Annotated in this window: 14 protein-coding genes; 8 read left to right on the forward strand and 6 right to left on the reverse strand. The window is 70.8% G+C overall.

Annotated elements, in window-relative coordinates; all coding sequences use genetic code 11:
- The first annotated feature begins 185 nt into the window (after positions 1-185).
- The 4 genes from ACIQVZ_RS40405 (at position 186) to ACIQVZ_RS40420 (ending at position 2,664) form a co-directional block, all read left to right on the forward strand.
- Positions 186-587 (forward strand): cupredoxin domain-containing protein, encoded by a 402-nt coding sequence (locus tag ACIQVZ_RS40405; protein WP_402457584.1) that lies wholly within the window; start codon positions 186-188, stop codon positions 585-587.
- A gap of 28 nt (positions 588-615) precedes the next feature.
- The gene (locus tag ACIQVZ_RS40410; protein WP_402457587.1) at positions 616-1,284 is read left to right on the forward strand and encodes a hypothetical protein; all 669 of its coding nucleotides are present in this window, start codon (positions 616-618) and stop codon (positions 1,282-1,284) included.
- On the forward strand, positions 1,284-2,102 hold the full coding sequence (locus ACIQVZ_RS40415) for a hypothetical protein (protein WP_402457589.1): 819 nt from the start codon (positions 1,284-1,286) through the stop codon (positions 2,100-2,102). Before ACIQVZ_RS40410 ends, ACIQVZ_RS40415 begins: the two co-directional genes overlap by 1 nt.
- Before the next feature lie 343 nt (positions 2,103-2,445).
- The gene (locus ACIQVZ_RS40420; protein WP_402457592.1) at positions 2,446-2,664 is read left to right on the forward strand and encodes a hypothetical protein; all 219 of its coding nucleotides are present in this window, start codon (positions 2,446-2,448) and stop codon (positions 2,662-2,664) included.
- Positions 2,665-2,971: 307 nt separating this feature from the next.
- Here ACIQVZ_RS40420 and ACIQVZ_RS40425 read toward each other — a convergent pair whose 3' ends face one another.
- From ACIQVZ_RS40425 to ACIQVZ_RS40450, 6 genes are all read right to left on the reverse strand, one after another.
- Positions 2,972-4,204 carry a hypothetical protein gene (locus ACIQVZ_RS40425; protein WP_402457595.1) on the reverse strand — a complete coding sequence of 411 codons (1,233 nt, stop codon included), beginning with the start codon at positions 4,202-4,204 and terminating at the stop codon, positions 2,972-2,974.
- The gene (locus tag ACIQVZ_RS40430) at positions 4,204-7,665 is read right to left on the reverse strand and encodes a hypothetical protein (RefSeq protein ID WP_402457598.1); all 3,462 of its coding nucleotides are present in this window, start codon (positions 7,663-7,665) and stop codon (positions 4,204-4,206) included. Before ACIQVZ_RS40430 ends, ACIQVZ_RS40425 begins: the two co-directional genes overlap by 1 nt.
- Positions 7,666-7,697: 32 nt before the next feature.
- Positions 7,698-9,677 (reverse strand): hypothetical protein, encoded by a 1,980-nt coding sequence (locus ACIQVZ_RS40435; protein ID WP_402457601.1) that lies wholly within the window; start codon positions 9,675-9,677, stop codon positions 7,698-7,700.
- A 162-nt stretch (positions 9,678-9,839) separates the two neighbouring features.
- Positions 9,840-12,671, reverse strand: coding sequence for a DUF6603 domain-containing protein (locus ACIQVZ_RS40440; RefSeq protein WP_402457604.1), 2,832 nt, complete (start codon positions 12,669-12,671; stop codon positions 9,840-9,842).
- A 1,253-nt stretch (positions 12,672-13,924) separates the two neighbouring features.
- Positions 13,925-14,425, reverse strand: coding sequence for a hypothetical protein (locus ACIQVZ_RS40445; protein WP_402457607.1), 501 nt, complete (start codon positions 14,423-14,425; stop codon positions 13,925-13,927).
- 456 nt (positions 14,426-14,881) lie between these two features.
- Positions 14,882-15,007 carry a hypothetical protein gene (locus tag ACIQVZ_RS40450; RefSeq protein WP_402457610.1) on the reverse strand — a complete coding sequence of 42 codons (126 nt, stop codon included), beginning with the start codon at positions 15,005-15,007 and terminating at the stop codon, positions 14,882-14,884.
- Positions 15,008-15,723: 716 nt separating this feature from the next.
- Between ACIQVZ_RS40450 and ACIQVZ_RS40455 the strand changes: the two genes are divergently transcribed.
- From ACIQVZ_RS40455 to ACIQVZ_RS40470, 4 genes are all read left to right on the forward strand, one after another.
- Positions 15,724-16,182 (forward strand): hypothetical protein, encoded by a 459-nt coding sequence (locus tag ACIQVZ_RS40455; protein WP_402457613.1) that lies wholly within the window; start codon positions 15,724-15,726, stop codon positions 16,180-16,182.
- 385 nt (positions 16,183-16,567) lie between these two features.
- Positions 16,568-17,092, forward strand: coding sequence for a GNAT family N-acetyltransferase (locus ACIQVZ_RS40460; protein WP_402457616.1), 525 nt, complete (start codon positions 16,568-16,570; stop codon positions 17,090-17,092).
- Between the two features lie 57 nt (positions 17,093-17,149).
- On the forward strand, positions 17,150-17,698 hold the full coding sequence (locus ACIQVZ_RS40465; RefSeq protein ID WP_402457619.1) for a winged helix-turn-helix domain-containing protein: 549 nt from the start codon (positions 17,150-17,152) through the stop codon (positions 17,696-17,698).
- Positions 17,695-18,234: a transposase gene (locus tag ACIQVZ_RS40470; RefSeq protein ID WP_402457621.1), complete on the forward strand. Its 540-nt coding sequence runs from the start codon at positions 17,695-17,697 to the stop codon at positions 18,232-18,234. The genes ACIQVZ_RS40465 and ACIQVZ_RS40470 overlap by 4 nt, the downstream gene beginning before the upstream one ends.
- The last annotated feature ends 279 nt before the right edge of the window (positions 18,235-18,513 follow it).

The raw sequence follows: 18,513 nt of genomic DNA on the forward strand, positions 1-18,513 counted from the left end.
CGGCCATCCTCAACTACGTGCTCGGCCAGTACCCCGTCCCGGACGACTTCCTGCCCACCGACAAGGCCGCCAGCCCCACCCTGCTCACCGTCTGAAACGACGGTCCCCGAACCGGGCGCGCGCCCGCCCACCGGCACCCCGGCCGGCCACGCGGACGCGCGCCCCCTCCCCGACGGAGCACCGCAGTGACCCACCCGAGACTCCTGCCGGCCGCCGCCCTGCTGTGCTGCCTGCTCACCGCCTGCTCCAGCACCACCACCAGCTCCGGCCAGCAGAGTGCCACACCGACACCGACCGACCGAACCAGCGCCCCGGCAGAGCGCAACGACACCAGCGGCACCGTTCACGTCGCCATCAAGAACTTCCGCTTCGAACCGGCCGAGTTCACCCTGTGCCCCGGCGACACCGCCACCGTCACCAACCTGGACTCCACCCCCCACACCCTCACCGCCACGGACAAGTCCTTCGACACCGGCACCATCACACCCGGCACCACCGCGACGGTCACCGGACCGCAGCAGCCCGGCACCCACCCCTACACCTGCACCATCCACCCGTTCATGCGCGGCACCCTCACCGTCACCTGACCGCGGCCCGGAAGAATTCTCAGCCACCGTGGCCGCCACCCCCGCGCACAAGCGCGTCCGCCGCCTGCAGAACACCGAGACAGCCCTGCGGCTCACCGCCGCCACCGGCCTGCTCGTCGACGCCGCCGTCCACCTGCGCTTCGCCCACCACTACGGCGCGGCCGCTGCGGTGACCCTCGCCATGGCCTTTGTCCTGGTGTGGCGCCGTTGCGCCGGAGACCTCTACGCCCTCGCCGTCTGCGCCGCCGACCTCGCCACGCTCCTGCTCCACCGCTACGCGGGCATCGGGACGCCCGACCCGCTGCCCGACGCGGGCGAACCGCTCTGGTCCACCGCCACGACCCTCATCGCCTGCTGCCAGGCCATCCCGGCGGCCGCCCTCGTCGCGCTGGTGGTCGGACGGTACCAGTATCTCCCGTGGCCCCCGGCGCCCGCAGCAGGTGCCTGCCGGGAGTCGGCCGCATGCCCGCTGAGGGCTCCGCGCTCGCCGCGGTGCCGCGCATTCGGGTGGACAGAACCAGGGGCCATTGGGGCGGAAAGCCCACCGGAGCCGGGGGGACGCGGAGCGTGGTGCGCTCCCGGGGCCGGTGTCGCATGCCTTGATGAAAGACCCGGCCCAGCGGAAGAGCCGGCCGGGTCGTCACCTCTGCGCCCGTCTTCCCACGGCGCGGGGCACCACACGAAGGAGAACTCCTGATGAGACTTCGCGTCTCCACCCGCCGGCACCTGGCCCGGTCCGGCACTTGCGCCGTCAGCGTTCTGCTGGCCATCGTCTCGACCGTGAGCCTGGCCACCGCCACCGGCACCCGGGCGGCGGGCGACGGGTTCGGGCCGCCGCCGATGGGCGAGCACACCGTCCAGCCGCTGAAGAACCCCTGTATGACCGGCGAGCCCGAGGACCTGTGCCGCAACATCGGCGTCACCGACGGCTGGTTCAGTGGCCACGACGTCAAGTTCCTCTACACCCAGAACTACTTCTGCGACCTGAGCGTCACCTCCGGCGCGGACAGCGGCTGCGAGGTCGGCCAGAAGTTCAACACCGTTCCGCCCGGTACCACCTCGGAGGCGTTCACCGACCCGCTGTTCATCCCGGTCCCGCTGTTCAGCCCGGCCCCGGCCAACCTCCAGTGCCCGGCCGGGCCGTGCGTCGACCACCCGATGACGATCGACCTGTCCCGCATCGCCGCAGCCCTCGGCGCCAGCCCGGACGCGCTCAGGAACGTCTCCGTCCCCGGACACGACCACATCATCGCCGACCGTAACATGGACCGCCCCGAGTGGTGGCCCGTCTACGTCATCGGCGTGACCAATCCCGACTCCTTCACCAAGATTCGGCAGGGCAAGGACCTCGCCACCGCCACCCGCCTCGCCCAGGACCCCAACGCAGGCGTCACCGCCCCCATCCCCACCAACCTCTTCCTGTGGTTCCAGACCCTCGCCGGGACCAGCGACAACTGCCCGCCCGACGACATGTACGGAAACAGCGCCCAACGGGGCACCCCTGCGAAGAGCTGACGCCTCGGCAGAGAGCCAGGAAATCGGCCGATCCGCCGAGCAGCCGGACCACCGCGACGGATGTCGGCCAGCCACCAGCACCGGTGAGAACGTGACCGGACGGACACCCAAGCAGCGCCCGTGCCGCCCCAGCTTCCAGGCCCGGCGGCACGAGCATCCGATCTTCGGCACCCGCCGCGCTGCGGACGGGCCGCAGGCCAGAACACCACCCGTTCGGCCCCGCGCACGGCCATCTCCTCCCGGGTCCCGCATCCGGAGGTCCGGGTTATCCGCGCCGTACGGTGGGCATCGTCCACGCGGGCGCCCACCGCGTCCGAGCCCACCCTCCTGTGAGGCGATTGCCATGCCCGACATCGAATCCGTGCCCGCCGCCGTCTTCTGCGGCAACTGCAACTGCGGCTGCCCCAAGCTCTTCCTCGACCCGGCCGCGCCGCCCGAGCGGCGCATCCGCATCACCGACGACTTCGGCCAGCAGATCCATATGAGCGCCGAGCAGTTCGCCGACCTCCTCGGCCAGGCCAAGAGCGGCTCGCTCGACCACATCGCCGTGCAGTCGACGTAACGGTCCGCGCGCCGAGGGCACGCTCCCGGTTTCCCGGAGACGGTGAAGAGCGAGCCTTCTTGAGATCCCGGCTGTCGCCCCTATCGGGGCAGCAATCCAAGCAGGGGTTACACCGCCCTCGCCTGTCTCCGAGTTGCACTGGCTAAACAACGCAGTGTCGGCGTCTGCCGTCGTGATCCGGACGCAGACCATGTTGCCGTTGAGCGGCCGGTGCTCCTCGACGTTCATGATTTCGGCGCGGAGGAAGCCGCCGCCCTCCGCCGTGCAGGTCCGGTTCAGCCCTGAGCAGCCGGGCAGCCCCCTGGGTCTACGGTTCGGTCTTCTCGGACGACTCGGCGGCGTTGATCACGGAGGCGATGCGGTAGTTGTCGGGCATCTCGACCGTTCCGCCGTCGACGGTACTGCGGAGTTTGCCCGTCCTGAAGGCCTTGTTGACGTCCATCTTGAGGTGGTTCACCACCAGGATGGTGTCTGCTGCTGGCTCTGCGGCGATGGACCGCAACTTGACCATGCCCGGAACCTCAAGGCCACCGCCTACCTTGAGAGGGAACCCGCAGCGCCCACGCAACTCCCCGACCATCACGACCTTCCCGGGTGCCACGGCGCTGAGATCGCCGGCGATGTTGACGCTGCTACCCGTGACGTCGAGGTCACTGCTGATGTTGACCGGCAGGTCCGCGGGCCCGCACAGCTCCCTGACCCGCACGAGTGCCTCGTCCGCCACGGCGGCGAGCTCGCCGGTGACAGTGAGGTTGCGTACCTCGAGGTCGGGGATGAGGACGGTGACTGTGGCCGACAGGATGCGTTCGACGGTGTCGGTGCCGCTCTGGACCGTGGCGCGCAGGTAGAACACGGTGGTGCTGCGGACGTTGTTGACGGTCCAGGTGCTGTGCCCCAGAACGTTCACGTCGGCGACGTCGTAGAGCAACCTGAGCGAGGAGACGCCGGTGGCCTCCCAGTTGAGCTTAACGCTGCCTCCGTTGTCGATGACGAGCTGCTCGGGGATGAAGTTGCGCAGCACGAAGTCGGCGGGGAACTTGCCGACGTCGATGACGGTGGGGGCAGTCTTCCAGCCTTCGCTGCCGCTCGGGGCCCACTCGACGTCGATGCCCAGCGGGGAGCTGCCGACCTGGGTGTTGATCCGCATCCCCATGAGCTGGACGGTGACGCCCTGGTCCGGCCCGATCGTGGCGTGGTCGCTGGTGGGGGTGAAGGTGATGGTCTTGGCGGCGGTGTCGGTGGTCGCCGTCCAGTCGGCAAGGCTGATCTGCGCGGTGACGCTGTTCAGGTCGGCGGTGAGATCGGGCGACTTGTCCCCGGTGGGGACGCGGATGATGATCTTGCTGCAGTCAATGGTGCTGCCGCTGCGGCGGCTGCCGACCAGGATGAGGTCGGCGCGCACCGGATCCCCGCTGGTGGGTGAGACACGCACCGGGTCAGGGTTGGTGTTCAGCTCGAAGTAGAGCGGTGGTGCGTCCGCCTGCGTGCCGGTCTGGCCGTCCGGGTTCTCGGTGGCGGTGATCTGCTGGATGGTGGCCATCAACGGGCTCCTCGTGCGTTGCGGGTGGTGGTGCGGGTGGCGTGGGTGGCGTCCTGGAGGACCAGGAACCCGGTGCGGATCTGCGGGTGTTCGCCGATCGGCAGGGAGGCCGGGTCGGGGACGGTGATCGGCAGTTGCACCCAGTCGGCGCCGACGCGCTCGGTCCAGGACCAGGTGCCGGTGGCGGTGGTGGGCTGCGGGAGGGTGGCCGCGTCGTGCTCGGTGGTGGCGATCAGCATCGGGCCGGTGCGGAAGTTGACGGCCATGTTGGCCAGTGCGGCGTCGGTGTACTGCGGCGGGACCGTGACGGAGCTGACGGGGAGGATGTCGGTGGTGGCGTGCACGGGGGCGCGCGGGTCCAGGAGCAGGGTGACGGCGGCGGAGCTGTCGCCCTCGAAGGCGAGCTTCAGGCGCTGGCCCCGGTCGATGGGCCGCAGGTAGCCGCCGTGACCGTCGCCGCGTGGGGCGAGCACGGTCTCCAGGTGGTCGTAGTCCTCGCCGAGGACGTAGCCGATCAGGCCGTCGTCGACCTGCTGGGCCTCGCCCAGGCGTACGGCCCACTGGTAGCGAGGCATCGTCGGCTCCGGTGGTGTGATGACGTTGCGCCAGGCGACGTCGGTGCGGGCCGGGCCGTGCAGTTGCAGGTCGAGGCGGGCCCGGACGAGGGCGAGGGGCCGGCCGAGTAGGAAGGCCAGGCTCTGGTCCTCGGGGCCGTCGGGGTCGATGGCGGCCAGGGTGTCGTCGAGCTGGGTGCGCACGGCGTCCAGCACGGCGGGGCCGCGCTGCTGGATGGTGGCGAGCAACTGGTGGGTGTGTGGGGAGATCTCTGCGAGCTGGTCGAGGTCCTGGACCTGTGAGCCGGGCAGTGCAGTCCAGGTGACGATCCGCTCTCGGGTCGCGTCGAGCACGGTGCGCAGGTCGCCGAGTGCCTGGCCGTCGGGGTCGTAGCAGGCCAGCGAGCGGTCCAGGCGGTTGTGCAGCAGCCAGGCGCAGACCGGGTTGGTGCCGGGGGTGAGTTTGACGTCCTCGTCGCCGGCGGAGGAGAGGAAGTCGAAGGCCAGGCGGGCGGGTTGCAGCAACCGCGGGCCGAGTTCGGCGTAGCGGTCGGTCTGGATCTCGCCGACGGCGTGGTCCGGGGTCATCGAGTCGGGCTTGATCAACCGGTTGAAGTGCAGCGGGTTGTCGATGAGGTTGACGGCCCGGCCGAACCGGTCCACCACGGAAAGCTTGGTGAACATCAGGTGCCCGGAGCGCAGTTCCTGGAACGCAACGAGGTCGACGTCGTCCCAGTCGTCCCAGTCGTTGACGGGCTGGCCGCCAGGGTCGGGCACGGGTCCGGTGCCGCTGGCGATCAGGTCGCCGAGGTCACCGGTGGGGATGGCCGAGCCGCCGGCCATCCGCTGGCCGATGGCGGTGCTCAGTCCGTCCAGGCGCTGCGAGAGCTGGTCCAGTTCGCGGGCCTCCTGGCGCAGTCGGCGGATCAGGTCCTCGGGCAGGTCAGCGCGCCCGGCGGCGTAGTGCTCGATCTGTCCTTCCTGGTCGTAGCCGCTGGTGGGGGTGAGGATCTGGCGTCCGCCCACCGTCCTGGGAACGGGCAGGGTTCCCTGGCCGTCCCAGCGGTAGCGGTGGCCGTCGAAGGTCCATAGCTCGGCGCCGTCTTCCTGGAAGGGGATGGCGGTGTACTCGGCCTCCCAGAGCAGGTAGAGCGGCTGCCAGGGCTGGCGCCAGGGCTCGGTGCCGTGGTCGGGCAGCCGGCCGTCGGCGTCGTCCAGGCTCGCCCCGGTCTTGCGGGCCTGGTCGAGGATGAAGAACTCGGTGGCCAGCTTGGGCAGCAGGGCGGGCAGTCCGACTGTGTTGACTTTGGCGACGTCGGCGGCCACGGTCGTAGCCGTGATCGAGCCGATCCGGATGACCAGGCTCTCCTCGACCCGGCAGGGCAGTTTGGAGTCGCGGGTCATGGGGGCGTTGAGTTTGGCGCCCTGCAGCATCAGCACCGGGTCCGTGCTCTGCTCGAATGGATCGTTGGGCACCCGCTGGAGCACCTGGTCGACGCGGAGGCCGTGCGCGGTGGCGTAGTCGCGGGCCTGCTGCGCGAGATCCTCCTCCTGGGTGGACCACGGGATCCGGGTGCGGGCCACAGTCACCTGGGCGGCCAGCGCTTTCGTGCGGCCGGCGGCGCCTTCGGCGTACTCGTGGTCGAGCTCGCGTCGGATGCGGCTGGTGAAGACGTCGGGCTGCTTTTTCTCCTGGCTCAGTGCCCATAGCACGTACAGGTGCTGCTGGGCGCCGTACAACTCTCGTTCCAGGGAGTCGAGTTCCCTCTGGGTCCGGTTGAGTTGGGCGGTGACGTCCTGGGCGAGCAGTGCGGCGCGGGTCCGCTCGGCGGGGCCGAGGGCGAGGCGCGCCGACTCGGTGTCGCGCTCCACCACGCGCCAGCTGTGTCCTCCGGGCACGGGGCCGAAGCCGGAGTCGTGGGCGGCGCGTTCGGGGAACAGGTCCCCGTCCGGGCGTTCGAAATTTTCCAGTACACCCAGGGTGAAGGCGGCGTAGCGGCGGGCGTCCTCGCTGCTGAGCGAGCCGGGGCCGCCGGTCTGTTCCTGCAGGACGGCCGCGGCCTCGCCGGTGCTGTTGCCGATGGCGACTGCGATGGAGGAGGCGAGTGGGGAGTCGGACTCGGGAATACCGCCCTCGGGGTGCCAGGCGATGCCGAGGGCGCTGCCGGTGTAGAGCGAGCGGCGCGGGCTGCCCATGCCGGGGGCCAGGCTCCATTCCAGGTCGTGCAGCAGTTCGTCGAAGTCGCCCGCGTCGGGGGCCAGGATGTCGCTGGTCGGGTCGGCGTACCAGCCGGCTACCCAGTAGCTGAGCCGGTCGTCGCCGGTGATGTCCTCCAGGGTGTCGTGCAGGGAGAAGACGTTGGTGTTGTAGGGCTGGTAGACGGAGAAGGTGAGCAGGCCGGGGCCGATGGCGGTGAGGAACGGGGCCGGGGCGTCGGCGGGCTCGTGCCACGGGGCGGAGTCGGTGAGCTCGACATGGCGGCCGATCTTGGTGGCGGTCGCGGTGGCGGCGGTCGGGTCCAGGTAGGAGACGGTGCCGGTGCTGCGGTCGAGGTAGTCGGACTGCACGATCCACGAGCGCACGCCGGCGTCGGAACGGCGTACCACCAGCCAGCGGTTGGGGACCAGCGGGAAGTCGCCGATCTCTCCGCTCTCCCTGTCCTGCCGGCCCTGACACAGTCCTTCGGGCAGTTGCCACTGGAGGTAGACGCCGAGCCGGGAGGGGTCACCGGTCCACATCTGGGCGCCTGCGAACGGCGCCGGCTCGGGCGCCGCGTTGTCGTTGACGAACGGGACGAAGTTGGCGATCCAGCGCTGCATGACGTAGCTGCCGTCGGTGTCACGGGTCTGCGCGTTGACCGCGAACGCCGCGACCTCGACCGGCACCACCAGGGTGTCGTTGGGCATGGGGGTCCTCTTCGGAGACGGTGTCGGTGGGGTCAGGGCCGGGCGAAGGTCTGCAGCTGCGGCGCCTTGATCATCTGCAGCGCGAACTGGGCCGGCGTCAGACTCGGCAGCTGGTGGGCGGTGGCCAGCTCCGGGGCGAGCTTGCCGGCGATGTTCAGCACGTCGCGCCCACCGGGGCGCAGGAAGCACGCGAAGCCGGGCGGTGTCGGGAAGTCGCCCTTGGGGTAGCCGATGTCCCCGCTCAGGTGGCGCATCTCGATGGTGCCGTTGTCACTGATGCCGAAGTGCAGGCCCTGCGGCGGCTCGGCGAGGGCGAAGGTGTCGATGCCCCGGGGATAGAGCAGCAGTAGCACGTCGCTGCCGTAGCGCAGTCGGTGCACCGGCTCGACCACGTCGTCGCCGTTGAAGGCGGAGATGATGGTGCGCGGCCAGTGAGGAATCAGCTCGGAGCGGATCAGCACCGCGCAGGCGGGCGACGCGGGCACGGTAGCGGCAAGCGTGTTGAGGTCGGCGTCCAGCGTATGTCCCACGCCCACGCTCAGCGCTCCGTCCACGGCCGCGCGGATCCATCCCGCGTCCAGGTGGGCGAAGCGGAGGCTCTCCGGCGGCAGCATCCGCGGGTCGGGTACCAGATGGTCGAAGGGGACCATGGCCAGCCGGGACAACTGTGTCAACCACTCCTGGACCGGCTCGCGTTCGGGACCCGTGGCCTCTTCCAGTACCTCGCGGGCGTGCTCGGAGGCGAGCTGGGCACGCAAGTCGGCGGCCGCCAGCCGGATGAGCCCTGTGGTGCGCGCGGCGGGCCGCCGCTCGGCGGCGGCTAAGTCGGCGCCGCTGCGGACGAGTGCGGTGGGCAGCGCGCCGTGGATCAGCCGGTCGAACGCCGCCCGCTGCGGGTTGGCGTTCAGCCGGTCGGCTGCCTGGTGCACGCTGCGCGCCGCGGTGAGGAGTTCCGGCCTGGCGGACAGACGGCGTACGGCCCGACGGGCCGCCTTGCGGAACTCCAGCAGCTTGTTGCGGAACGGGGCGTCCGCCAGCGCCAGGGTGCGCCCGAGGCTGAACGCGGAGGCGTAGCCGGTGTCGAAGACGCCGTACTGCTGGAGGTAGACCAGCGCCTCGCCGGCCGACTCCAGGCGCGGGTCGGCCGGTGCGGGCAAAGCCTGGGCGGGGGTGGCGGTGAGCGGGCCTCGGTAGAAGGCGAAGCTGCGCTCGCCGGACTCCAGCCGCTGCGGCAGTGCGGTGGCCCCGCTCGCCAGGCGCTGCGGCACGTCGCCGTCCGCGCTGCCGGGGTCCAGTGGCAGACGCAGCAGTGTGGCGGTGGCAAGGTTCTCCACGATGTCGCCGAATCCGGTGCCGGAGTCCGGCAGTGTCTCGAACGACCAGGTCTGCAGCGACACCAGGCGCAGGCACTCGGCGGGCGGGGCGGCGCCGGTCAGGTACGGCTCGAACCCCTCCAGGGAGACCAGGTGGACGACCTGCTGGCCGCCCGCCGCCAGCGGGAACCGGTTGGCGACAACGACGGCGTTGAGGTCCTCCTCCAGCGGCTCCGGGTCGGTGCCGGCCAGCCGCTGGTGGTCGGCGTCCGGCGGGCCACCCTCGCGGATGTGCGCCAGGAGCGCCAGCTCGGCGGGGTCGGGACAGATCGCGGTGAACAGCTCGGCGGGCACCAGGATGCTGCGGCAGGCGTCCTCGGCCTCGCCGGGCAGCAGGCTGGCGTGGTCGATGTCCGGCGGAAGCCCGATACCGGCCTCGCCGTCGAGAAGCTGGCTGACGGTGCTGCCGGTGACCCGGCCGATCGCCTCAAGGTCGCCCGGCAGTTCGTCCTCGCCGAAGACCAGCAGTGCCACCCACGGCACGCCCTCCTCGGTGCCGTCCAGGCGGCGGGCCCAGGGCAGCGCGGGCGAGCCCAGGGTGATGTGCGGCAGGATTTGGCTGTAGGTGCCGACCGCGCCCGGCACGGGGTAGACGGCCTGGACCTCGGAGGGGGCGATGGAGAAGCGCTGCTGACGCACGTCGAAGCGCAGGACGCGGTCGGGCAGGCTGGCTGCTGCCTGTGCTCACGCCGTCGACGGCCTGGCTCACGGTGGCGGCGTAGCGGCCGGCGTAGAGAGAAGGGAGGCGGTGGTCGAAGAAGCGGGCGCGAAGGCCGACGGTGGCCATGCGGGTCCCCTTTCTCAGCTGGCGACGACCAGCATGGGCTCGGCGGTGAACGCGGTTCGGGCGGCATGGGCGTAGCCGGACAGGTCGCTGTCCAGCGGACCCAGGTCCAGGCCGAGTTCGGTGAGGTGGTCGGCCAACCGGGTACGGGCATCGCTCTGCTCGGCGGCGGCGATGGTTTCGGCGATGGTGGCGATGACGTTGCCGGGGCGTTGCGGCACCGCGCCGACCGGGCCGGCGTTCGGGTCCAGTGGCTGGTCACCGTCGGGGTAGATGGGATCGAACTTGAGGGCGTTCTCGTCGATGTAGCCGGTGGAGGTGCCGTGCCGCGGGGCGGGGGAGGTCAGGCTGACGCCGGTGAGCTGGTCCTTCAACAGCTGCCGCTCGCCGTCGGGCAGGGTGCCCGGGGCGGCGGTGCCCCACAGTTCCTCGGGGACGGCGGCCAGGCAGCGGCCGCGCGACCAGGTCGCGGGGTCGATCTTCTTGTTGTCATGGGTGAGAGTGACACGCTGGCTGCTGGTCAGGCCCCGCTTGTCCATCAGGGCGATGTTCAGGCCCGGGCCAGTTTCGGCGGCGGTGTCGGAGGCGCCCAGGAAGACCTGGGTCAGCGGCACCGCACTGTCGGTGGAGAAGGTGAAGCCGTTGGCCGAGACCTCCCAGTCGGCCTCGGCCCCGGCCGCTCGCTGCGCTTCGGTATGCCGGTCCAGCAGTAGCCCGACTCCGGGGGTGACCCGCACGGTGGTGGGCGGCGGCGGGAGCATCTCCTGGAACCCGGCCCAGTCCAGCACATTGCCGGCATCCTGGCGGCTCTTGCCGAAGTCGATAGTGAAGGAGACGAACCAGAGCTTGATCTTGGCCTGACCGCCAGTGGGCGGCCCCCAGATGCCCAGCGCGATGCCGACCTCGACGGTGATGGTCACCTTCACGAAAACGATCTTGACGGTGGCCGACACGCCGATCCGCACCTGCAGACCCACGTCGACATAGAACGGCTTCCACTGGATCAGCGCGTCGACCTTCGCCGTGCACCAGGCCCGGATCACCCCGGAGTGGAACCGTACGTCCAACGCCCCGCCGGCCATCGCGGCGGCCGGGGTGATCGCCAGGTAGGCGCTGCCAGAGATGGTGACTGATCCGGTCAGGTCCCAGTCGAAGCCCAGCCGTGGCACGTACGGATAGTGATCCGGGGGCTGGAAGTTGGGGTGGTAACCGCCCACGGTGTAGACGAAGTCGCCCGCCTGCGGGCTGGGCCCGAACCAGCTGCGGAACGCCACCCCGCCACGCAGGCGGCAGTTGGGGTCCAACAGGAACGAGGCGGGGGTGAGTTCGGCGTCGAACTGCAGCTCGCCCTGGCGGGGCTTGAGGACGGCCCGCAGTGCCGCCTCGATCTGTGCGTACTTGCGCGAGCCGCTCTTGGGCAGCGCGGCGGCGGCGGTGCCGAGCAGCGCGATGGTCAGCTCCGCGCCGGTCTGCACGACGGCCATCGCCCGGCCCTCGATCAGCTCGGCGATGGTGAACTTCAGGCCCGCCGCGACCCACAGTTCGTCCTGGGCCGCGGTGATCCAGGCGTCGGGTTCGGTGGCGATACTGCGCAGGATCTCGATCGGGTTCTTGTTCTCGGCGCCGATCGACTCGGGGTCGTCCAGAGCCTTCAGCAGCGGGAAGTCACCGATCTCGGAGACCTCGGGCAGCCGGATCCGGCTGTTCCAGCCCAGGCCGGCGGCGACCCCGTTCAGCCGGATTGCCGGGATGCCGAAACCGGGATCCGCGCCGATGCCCGCGTAACCGAAGAACGAGGGCTTGACCTCGGCGGAGTCCGGCACCACGTAGGCGCCCACGCCGCTGCCGTACACGCCTCGGCCGGCCTTGTCCTCGCTCTCGGCGTCACCGCCGTCGAAGGAGAACATCAGCACACCGCCGACGATCGACCGGTACGGCGCCTCGGCGGGCAGTTTGCCCAGCCCGCCGGTCACCCGCAGCGGCGCGTAGTCGTAGTCGACGCTGACGGCGGCCTCGTCCTCACTGATGTGCAGCTGCCAGCGCCCGTTGCCGCGCTCGCCGTCGCTACCGGCCAGGACGGCGAAGCCCGTCTCGGTGGCGATCGCCCGCACCCGGCGCTCGAAGCGACGCCGCCCGCGGGCGGTCCGGGCAGGCAGTACCCGCCCCAGGCCGTCCACCCGCGAACCGTCACCCGGCTCAACCGGCCGGGTCTCGCGAGCCGGGCGCAACGGGACCGGCCGCCGTCCAGCACCCAGCTGCAGCCACGTGCCCGCGGGCAGACCCGGCAGGAACGCGCCGGGCCGAGCGACGAAGGAGTCGCCTGCCAGTGCGACCAGTTGCTTCCGTGTCAGCAGCCCTTCCGTGCGGATCAACTGCCAGCCGTCCGACTCGGCCAGGAACACCCGCTCGGCGCCCGCCAGGGCCCGCACGCGTACGCGCGGGCCGTCGGCAGCCACCACACTGCCTGTGGGGTCCGCGGTGAGCGTGACCCGTTCGACCATCGCCCCCGGCAGTAGCGGCACGTCGAGGCCCAGCCCCCGGGCCAGCCGATGGGCCGGTACGCCCCGCTCGTCGGTCCGCATGTCGAACGTGAACGCGGTTGCGGCGGAGTCATCGTGGCCGATGGCCAGCCGCATGGCGACCGGTTGCTCGGAGAACGCCACCGTGGACCTCCCCGCCGCCCAGAGCGCCTGCGGATCCCCCTCGGCCCAGGCCAAGCGCACCACCCCGTCGGGGAAGAGCGCCCGCACCGCGTCTTCGCCGAACCCGAGGGCCGCAACCGGCAGTTCCACCTCCTGCCCCACAGTCGCGACCAGCAACTTGCGTAGCGCATCGATGTGGATCTCCACAGGTACCCCTTTCGCCGTTGCCGGCACCTACAACGTGGACCGCGCGACCTAGTCGATCACTATGAGTAATCACTCAAGCTCGCACGGTATCGGATCGGGCGCCTGCCTTGCCGGGGCGACACAAGGACAGCGCCCCGCGGCAACACGGGGCATCCATGGGTAGCGTCCCGGCTTCCTGACGGCAGAGCCGCTGGCTCTCCTTGGCGTCCCTGGGGTCGAACCGGGCACGCCATCCCCTCGGTCAACAACGTCGCGAGGCCTCGAGGTGCACTGCCAGGTGACAACGCTGAACCCGCTCCGCCACAGTCGCTCCGCGACCGGTCGCCATCCGGCCTTCATCGCGCCACGCCGCCCGGCCCCCACCTGGCGCAGCACGCCATCTCGCAGCATGCCAGTGCGGAATGTGCGCCCTGGGTCGAACGCCTCCGTCATCAACCGCGCCATCGAGCCGGAGGACCCTGCCCATCCAGCCCCGCGACGACATGGCGGTGCCCTGCAGCGCTACCCCGGCGCTCACCATGTCGCCGACGAACAGCCCCTTCCACGGCCACGCGCGCATCCGGAGGCACCCGTCGTAGTGGACCCGCGCCACGGATTCCCGTCTGCTCCTTCCAACCCCCGCTCTCACTCGTCTGGAACCCTCTCGCGCTCTCCGTACGGCCGGCCCGGCCACCGCCTAGTGGCACCCAAGCGCATGACCCGCGCTCAGGGTCTGGACCATGGGGCGCGGTCACTCGCACGAGCGACCGCGCCCAGTCGCCGCACCGAACACACATATTTTTACCAGCGACGAATGTGCGATCAGGGGTCATTGTCGGCGGACCGGACCGGACCGGACCGGCCATGCCGGGCAGCCTCGTCATGCCGACCGACCATGGAGCGCCTGGGGAGAGACAGACAATGCTCGGGGCCCGGAGAGGCCAGACCGGCCTCGCCTACTTCGAGCGGAACGGCACCTGCGACTACCGCGCTCTCCAGGGCATGGTCTGGGCAACTGCCCCTGGCAAGAACCTGAGACCTTCGGGTCTTCAAAGACCAGGACGGTTCAACAATTTCAGATCACTGGGCCCACGCACAAAACCGCACGAGCCGCGTGGGGCAGCCAGACCGCGAGACCGGGTCAGCTGACGTCGGCCCAGGCGCTGACGGAGCCGCGGCCAGCAGACGTCCCTGCTCACTCAGCTTGGCGATAAGGTCGGCCGGTCCCGGCGCGCACCCAGCGGAGCGCGCACGACAACACCCGCGCCGGCGACTCAGCGCGCGGTGTTGTCGTGGACAGTGGTGCGGCCCGGGTAGTGGTCGGTGAGGTAGGCGCGGGCTGCGTCGAGGTCGCCGACGACGCCGACCGTGGTACGCCCGTGCTCGGCGCCGGTCTCGAAGACCTGGAAGCCGGGTTGTTCGAGGCCCCGGAGGGCGGCCTCCAGGGGGTAGTCGTGGCCGGGCCGCCAGACGGCCGGTACGAGGGTCTGCCCGTGCACGACCCTGGTGCGGTCGGGGAACCTCCGGTCGAGGGCGTGGCGGGCGTCGGCGAGGCTGCCGATGACCCCGACCGACAGGGTGTCCGCGTCGGGCTCGGCCATGACGGTGACGATGTGCCAGGTCCGCGGTCCGATCCCGGCCTGGTACACGTTCCGCTGGAGGTCGGCCAGGGCCTGGCCGCGGGGCAGCGGGCCGGGCACGGTGGAAGCCGCGCCGCAGGCCATGGCCAGCACGCCGAGGGTGGCCGTGAGCCGGCCGACGAACGCGACGTCCATGAGGACCCTCCTGGGTCAGTGAGTTGGAGCTGTCAGGCGAGAGAGATACCGAACTTGGTGAGGATCGGTGCAATCGGGACAAAAATCAGGGTGTCGAAGCAGGTGGTGGGCCCTGCGACGTCCGAACCGTAGCCGCAGGTGACCGTGCTGCCGCCGCCAGCGGTGATGATGCCCCTCGGCGTCCCGGACCGTCTCGGCTCGCGCGGCCGCGCGAGCATTCACATCGGCCCAGTACTCCACACGGCAGGCCGCTCCCGCCAGCCGGTCGCCCGGATGTCACCCGGATGAGCGACTACCGCCCGCACCGACGTCGTTGCGGCACAGCGGCCGAAACGGGTGATGGTGGCGAGCTGGCGCGGACCCTCACAGCGGAGGCCCGTCAGCCGCAGGCTGACGCTGACGGTCGAGGCGGGCGCGGCCGAACCCGCCGCAGGGCATCCCCGGGCCGCCGGAGCGTCAGCCTGCGGCTGACGCCGTCCTGTTCGGGTCGGTGAGCACCTGGTACTTCTTGGCGGCCGACTGCTTGGTGATGCCGCCCAGCGCCCGGCCCTGCCCGAAGGCGAGCCGACGCCGTGACCGCACCCCTGGCCCTTGTCCCTGGCGGCAGCGACCGAAGCGACCGGCTCACGAAACTCCTCGAAGCCACCAGCCCGCTGGCTCGCCAGGCCCGCCTGGAAGCCACCACCTACCACGTCCTGCCCGCCCTCGCCCCGCTGCTGCCCGGCCGGCTGCCACGCGGTGCCGCCTGCTCGCCACCCGCGCCCCGGCCGGAACGGACACCCTCTTCGACGCCGTCCGGCTGCTCACCCACACCGACGTCGCCCTGGTGCCGCCGGATGCCGCCGAGAACCTGGGCCTCACCCCGCTCAAACTGCGGCACCTCCGGCTCGGCTACGCGTACGGCGGCCCCGACAACGCCGCGGCGCCCACCACCCGCCCACCGCGGACCCCTCCGACATCACCGACGCCCAGGCCTGCATCCAGCCACTCAGGCCCTCCCCGCTCGCCACACTCACCAGCGCCGGAAACCGCGTCACCGACCCCGCCGCACGTGTCGAGCTGCGCCTGGTCAACGGGTGCTGGTACCCGTTCGTCGAACGGCACGGCACCTGGTGGCCGGCGCCCGGGCACGCCGCTGACCCGGCCACCGCGTACCTGGCCGCACGTCGGGCCCGGAGGCCTGACACAGCAGGAGGACCTGAGCGCGAACGGATGGCCAGGTACTGCAGCACGACCACACCCTGGCCGGCCTGAAACACGCCTGGACTGAATTCAGTCTTCTGGCTATCGTTTCCCGCATGGACATCAAGACGGAGCTCGACAACTTCCTGGGTGAGAAGCGGGCGCTCGTGGAGGCCATCGTGCGAGAATCCCGCCGCGGCGTATCGGCCATGGAGATTTCCCGGCATGTCGCCCCGGCGTTTGGCCGGGATGTCGTGAAGGAGTTCCTGGCCTCGGTCGACCGTCATGACCGGGCGCGCGTGGCCCTGCGGCAGGCGGGCCTGGATGGGCCCGTCGCAGTGAGGATGCCCTCCATCGACAAGCCCCGGGCCGCGGCCCTCTCGCTGGACATGGACCCGCTGGAGATCCCCGACCTGGCCTCGGTGCCCGCCCGGGTCCGCGAGGCCCTGCGCGACATCCACATCGCGCTCTGCCTGCCGCCGAGGGACGAGCGGGAACTCACGCCGACGCTCACCGACGAACTGCTCCTCGACGGCGAGGAGTTTCACCTGGCGGCACTGAAGCCGGCTGGCTGAACCACCGGTGTGCCGGACGATCCGGGACGGTCCGTCGTCGGGCGGCATCCACGGCCCAGCCGGCGGCCCACCCTGCCCGTCGGAAACCTCGCCCCGCACCTGACAGAGCCCCCGGGAAACCTGCCGGGTACGGGGCCCGAGCATTCAACTCCGTTGCCACACCTGAGACATGCCTCGATCGCACCTGCTGGGCGTGTCGAGTCGTCGGACGTCGGACCCGTCAGGGATGCTCGCGGCATGACAGCGATCAACAACAGCGTCGGCGACGGAGCCCAGATAGCCGGTTCCCTCGTTCAGGTCGGGATTGTCAGGACCGCACGGGACGCCGTCGTGCCGGCGGAGTCAGACACCGAAGAGCAGCCCTCCGCACGGCACTATCGACACCATGACGTTGCTCCAGGCCGCCCCCCAGTGGACGCACACCGCCGTCTCGTATGGCACCGCCGACGCCCGTACTCTCACGCGGGCCCTCCACCAGGAGCAGCTGGCCACCTACGGCAGCGCCGACGACCCCGAGGCCACCGACAGCGCCGAATTCGACGCCCCCAACGGCCAGTTCCTCCTCGCCCGCCTCGGCTACGGACCGGCCCTGGCCTGCGGGGGCTGGCGCGCACTCAGCTCCTCGACAGCCGAGATCAAGCGGATGTACGTGGCCCCCGCCGCCCGCGGGAAAGGGCTTGGCCGCCGAATCCTTGCCGCCCTCGAACAAGATCTACTCGGCCGCGGCCACACCGAGGTCCTGCTGGAGACCGGCGTCCGCAACACCGCCGCCCTCGCCCTGTACACCTCTGTCGGCTATACGCCGGTCCGCTCGTACGCTCCCGGGCGCAACCCCGACATCAACCGGGCGCTGAAGAAGACCCTGCAACCCGAAACACCCCACCAGCGCACCGGCCTGCCCAGCTACTGAGGTTTTCGTTCTGTTGTCGGTGGTGACAGGTAGTGATCCCTGCGGTATGCCAATGATGTGCGGTACGCGCAGGGTGGGGGCCTGACCGCTGAGCGGCGGGCGTTTCGTGAACAGGTGCGGCTGGAGGCCGGTACCCGGTTCGAGGCGGGCGAGAAGACCGCGTCGATCGCCCGGGATCTGCGGGTCAGCGAGCGGTCGGTGGAGCGTTGGCGGCGGTCCTGGCGTGAGGGTGGTGCGGATGCCCTGCGCTCGGCGGGTCCGGCGAGTGTGCCGAAGTTGTCGGCGGCCCAGTTCGTCGAGCTGGAAGCGGAGTTGGGCAAGGGACCGGCCGCCCATGGCTTCGAGGACCAGCGCTGGACGCTGGTTCGGGTCCAGGCGGTGATCGGTCGCCGGTTTCGGATGCGGCTGTCGATCGCGACGGTGTGGCGGCTGCTGAAGCGGCACGGGTGGTCCTGGCAAGCCCCGGCCCGCCGGGCACTCGAGCGCGACGAGCGCGACGAGCGCGCCGTGGAGCTGTGGAAGCAGGAGGTGTGGCCGCGGGTAAAAGCACCGCGGCGGCGCTCGGAGCCTGGGTCGTCTTCGAGGACGAGGCCGGGTTCGCGATGACGCCGCCGCGCGCCCGCACCTGGGGCCGGCGCGGGCACACCCCCGTGGTCCGGGTCCGGGGACGTTCCCGGCGCCGGATCTCGGTGGCCGCGCTGTGCTGCTACAAGCCCGGCGAGCAGAGCAGGGTGATCTACCGGCCCCGCTTTCACATGCCGCTCAAGGGCGCCCGCAAGAGCTTCGCCTGGACCGACTACCGCGATCTCGCCGTCCGTGCGCACATTCAGCTCGGCGGCCCGATCGTTCTGGTCTGGGACAACCTCAACACTCACCTGGCCGTCGGCATGAAGCAGTACGCGGCGGAGCACGACTGGCTCACCGTCTTCCAACTGCCCTCATATGCACCGGACCTCAATCCGGTCGAAGGCCTCTGGTCGCTCCTGCGTCGCGGCCCGACGGCGAACACCGCCTTCACCGATCCGGATCATCTCACCCGCACTCTCCGACGCGGACTGCGGCACATCCAACTTCGACCCGCCCTCATCGATGGATGCCTGGTCGGCACCGGCCTGCCACTCACCCCACCGACCCCACCCTGAAAACCTCAGTAAGCCCCCGGCAGACGCCGAGCACGGGCAGTCGGTGCCGGCCGCACAGCGTCGGTGGGTTGGCCCGCGGCCCGGTCGGGCCTACGCGCTGCGGCGTCGCAGCACGACGACGGTGGCGTCGTCGCGGTAGCCGTCGTCGTCCTCGGCGGCGGCCGTGACCAGCGCGTCGGCGAGGGTCTAGGAGATCGCTGAAGATCTTTCAGGTTCTGGCCCCACGTGCTTTCGCGTGGGGCCAGACTGTTGCGGGTGCAGGGAGACTGGGCTGGCGAG

This window comes from Kitasatospora sp. NPDC098663 (assembly GCF_044760075.1).
Lineage (GTDB): Bacteria > Actinomycetota > Actinomycetes > Streptomycetales > Streptomycetaceae > Kitasatospora.

Bases quoted from the DNA above. Each gene is read 5' to 3' on its own strand.
- ACIQVZ_RS40460 (WP_402457616.1), top strand. From the start codon at position 16,568: ATGACGTTGCTCCAGGCCGCCCCCCAGTGGACGCACACCGCCGTCTCG.
- ACIQVZ_RS40430 (WP_402457598.1), bottom strand. From the start codon at position 7,665: ATGCCCAACGACACCCTGGTGGTGCCGGTCGAGGTCGCGGCGTTCGCG.
- ACIQVZ_RS40425 (WP_402457595.1), bottom strand. From the start codon at position 4,204: ATGGCCACCATCCAGCAGATCACCGCCACCGAGAACCCGGACGGCCAG.
- ACIQVZ_RS40445 (WP_402457607.1), bottom strand. From the start codon at position 14,425: ATGGACGTCGCGTTCGTCGGCCGGCTCACGGCCACCCTCGGCGTGCTG.
- ACIQVZ_RS40415 (WP_402457589.1), top strand. From the start codon at position 1,284: ATGAGACTTCGCGTCTCCACCCGCCGGCACCTGGCCCGGTCCGGCACT.
- ACIQVZ_RS40420 (WP_402457592.1), top strand. From the start codon at position 2,446: ATGCCCGACATCGAATCCGTGCCCGCCGCCGTCTTCTGCGGCAACTGC.
- ACIQVZ_RS40455 (WP_402457613.1), top strand. From the start codon at position 15,724: ATGGACATCAAGACGGAGCTCGACAACTTCCTGGGTGAGAAGCGGGCG.
- ACIQVZ_RS40470 (WP_402457621.1), top strand. From the start codon at position 17,695: ATGACGCCGCCGCGCGCCCGCACCTGGGGCCGGCGCGGGCACACCCCC.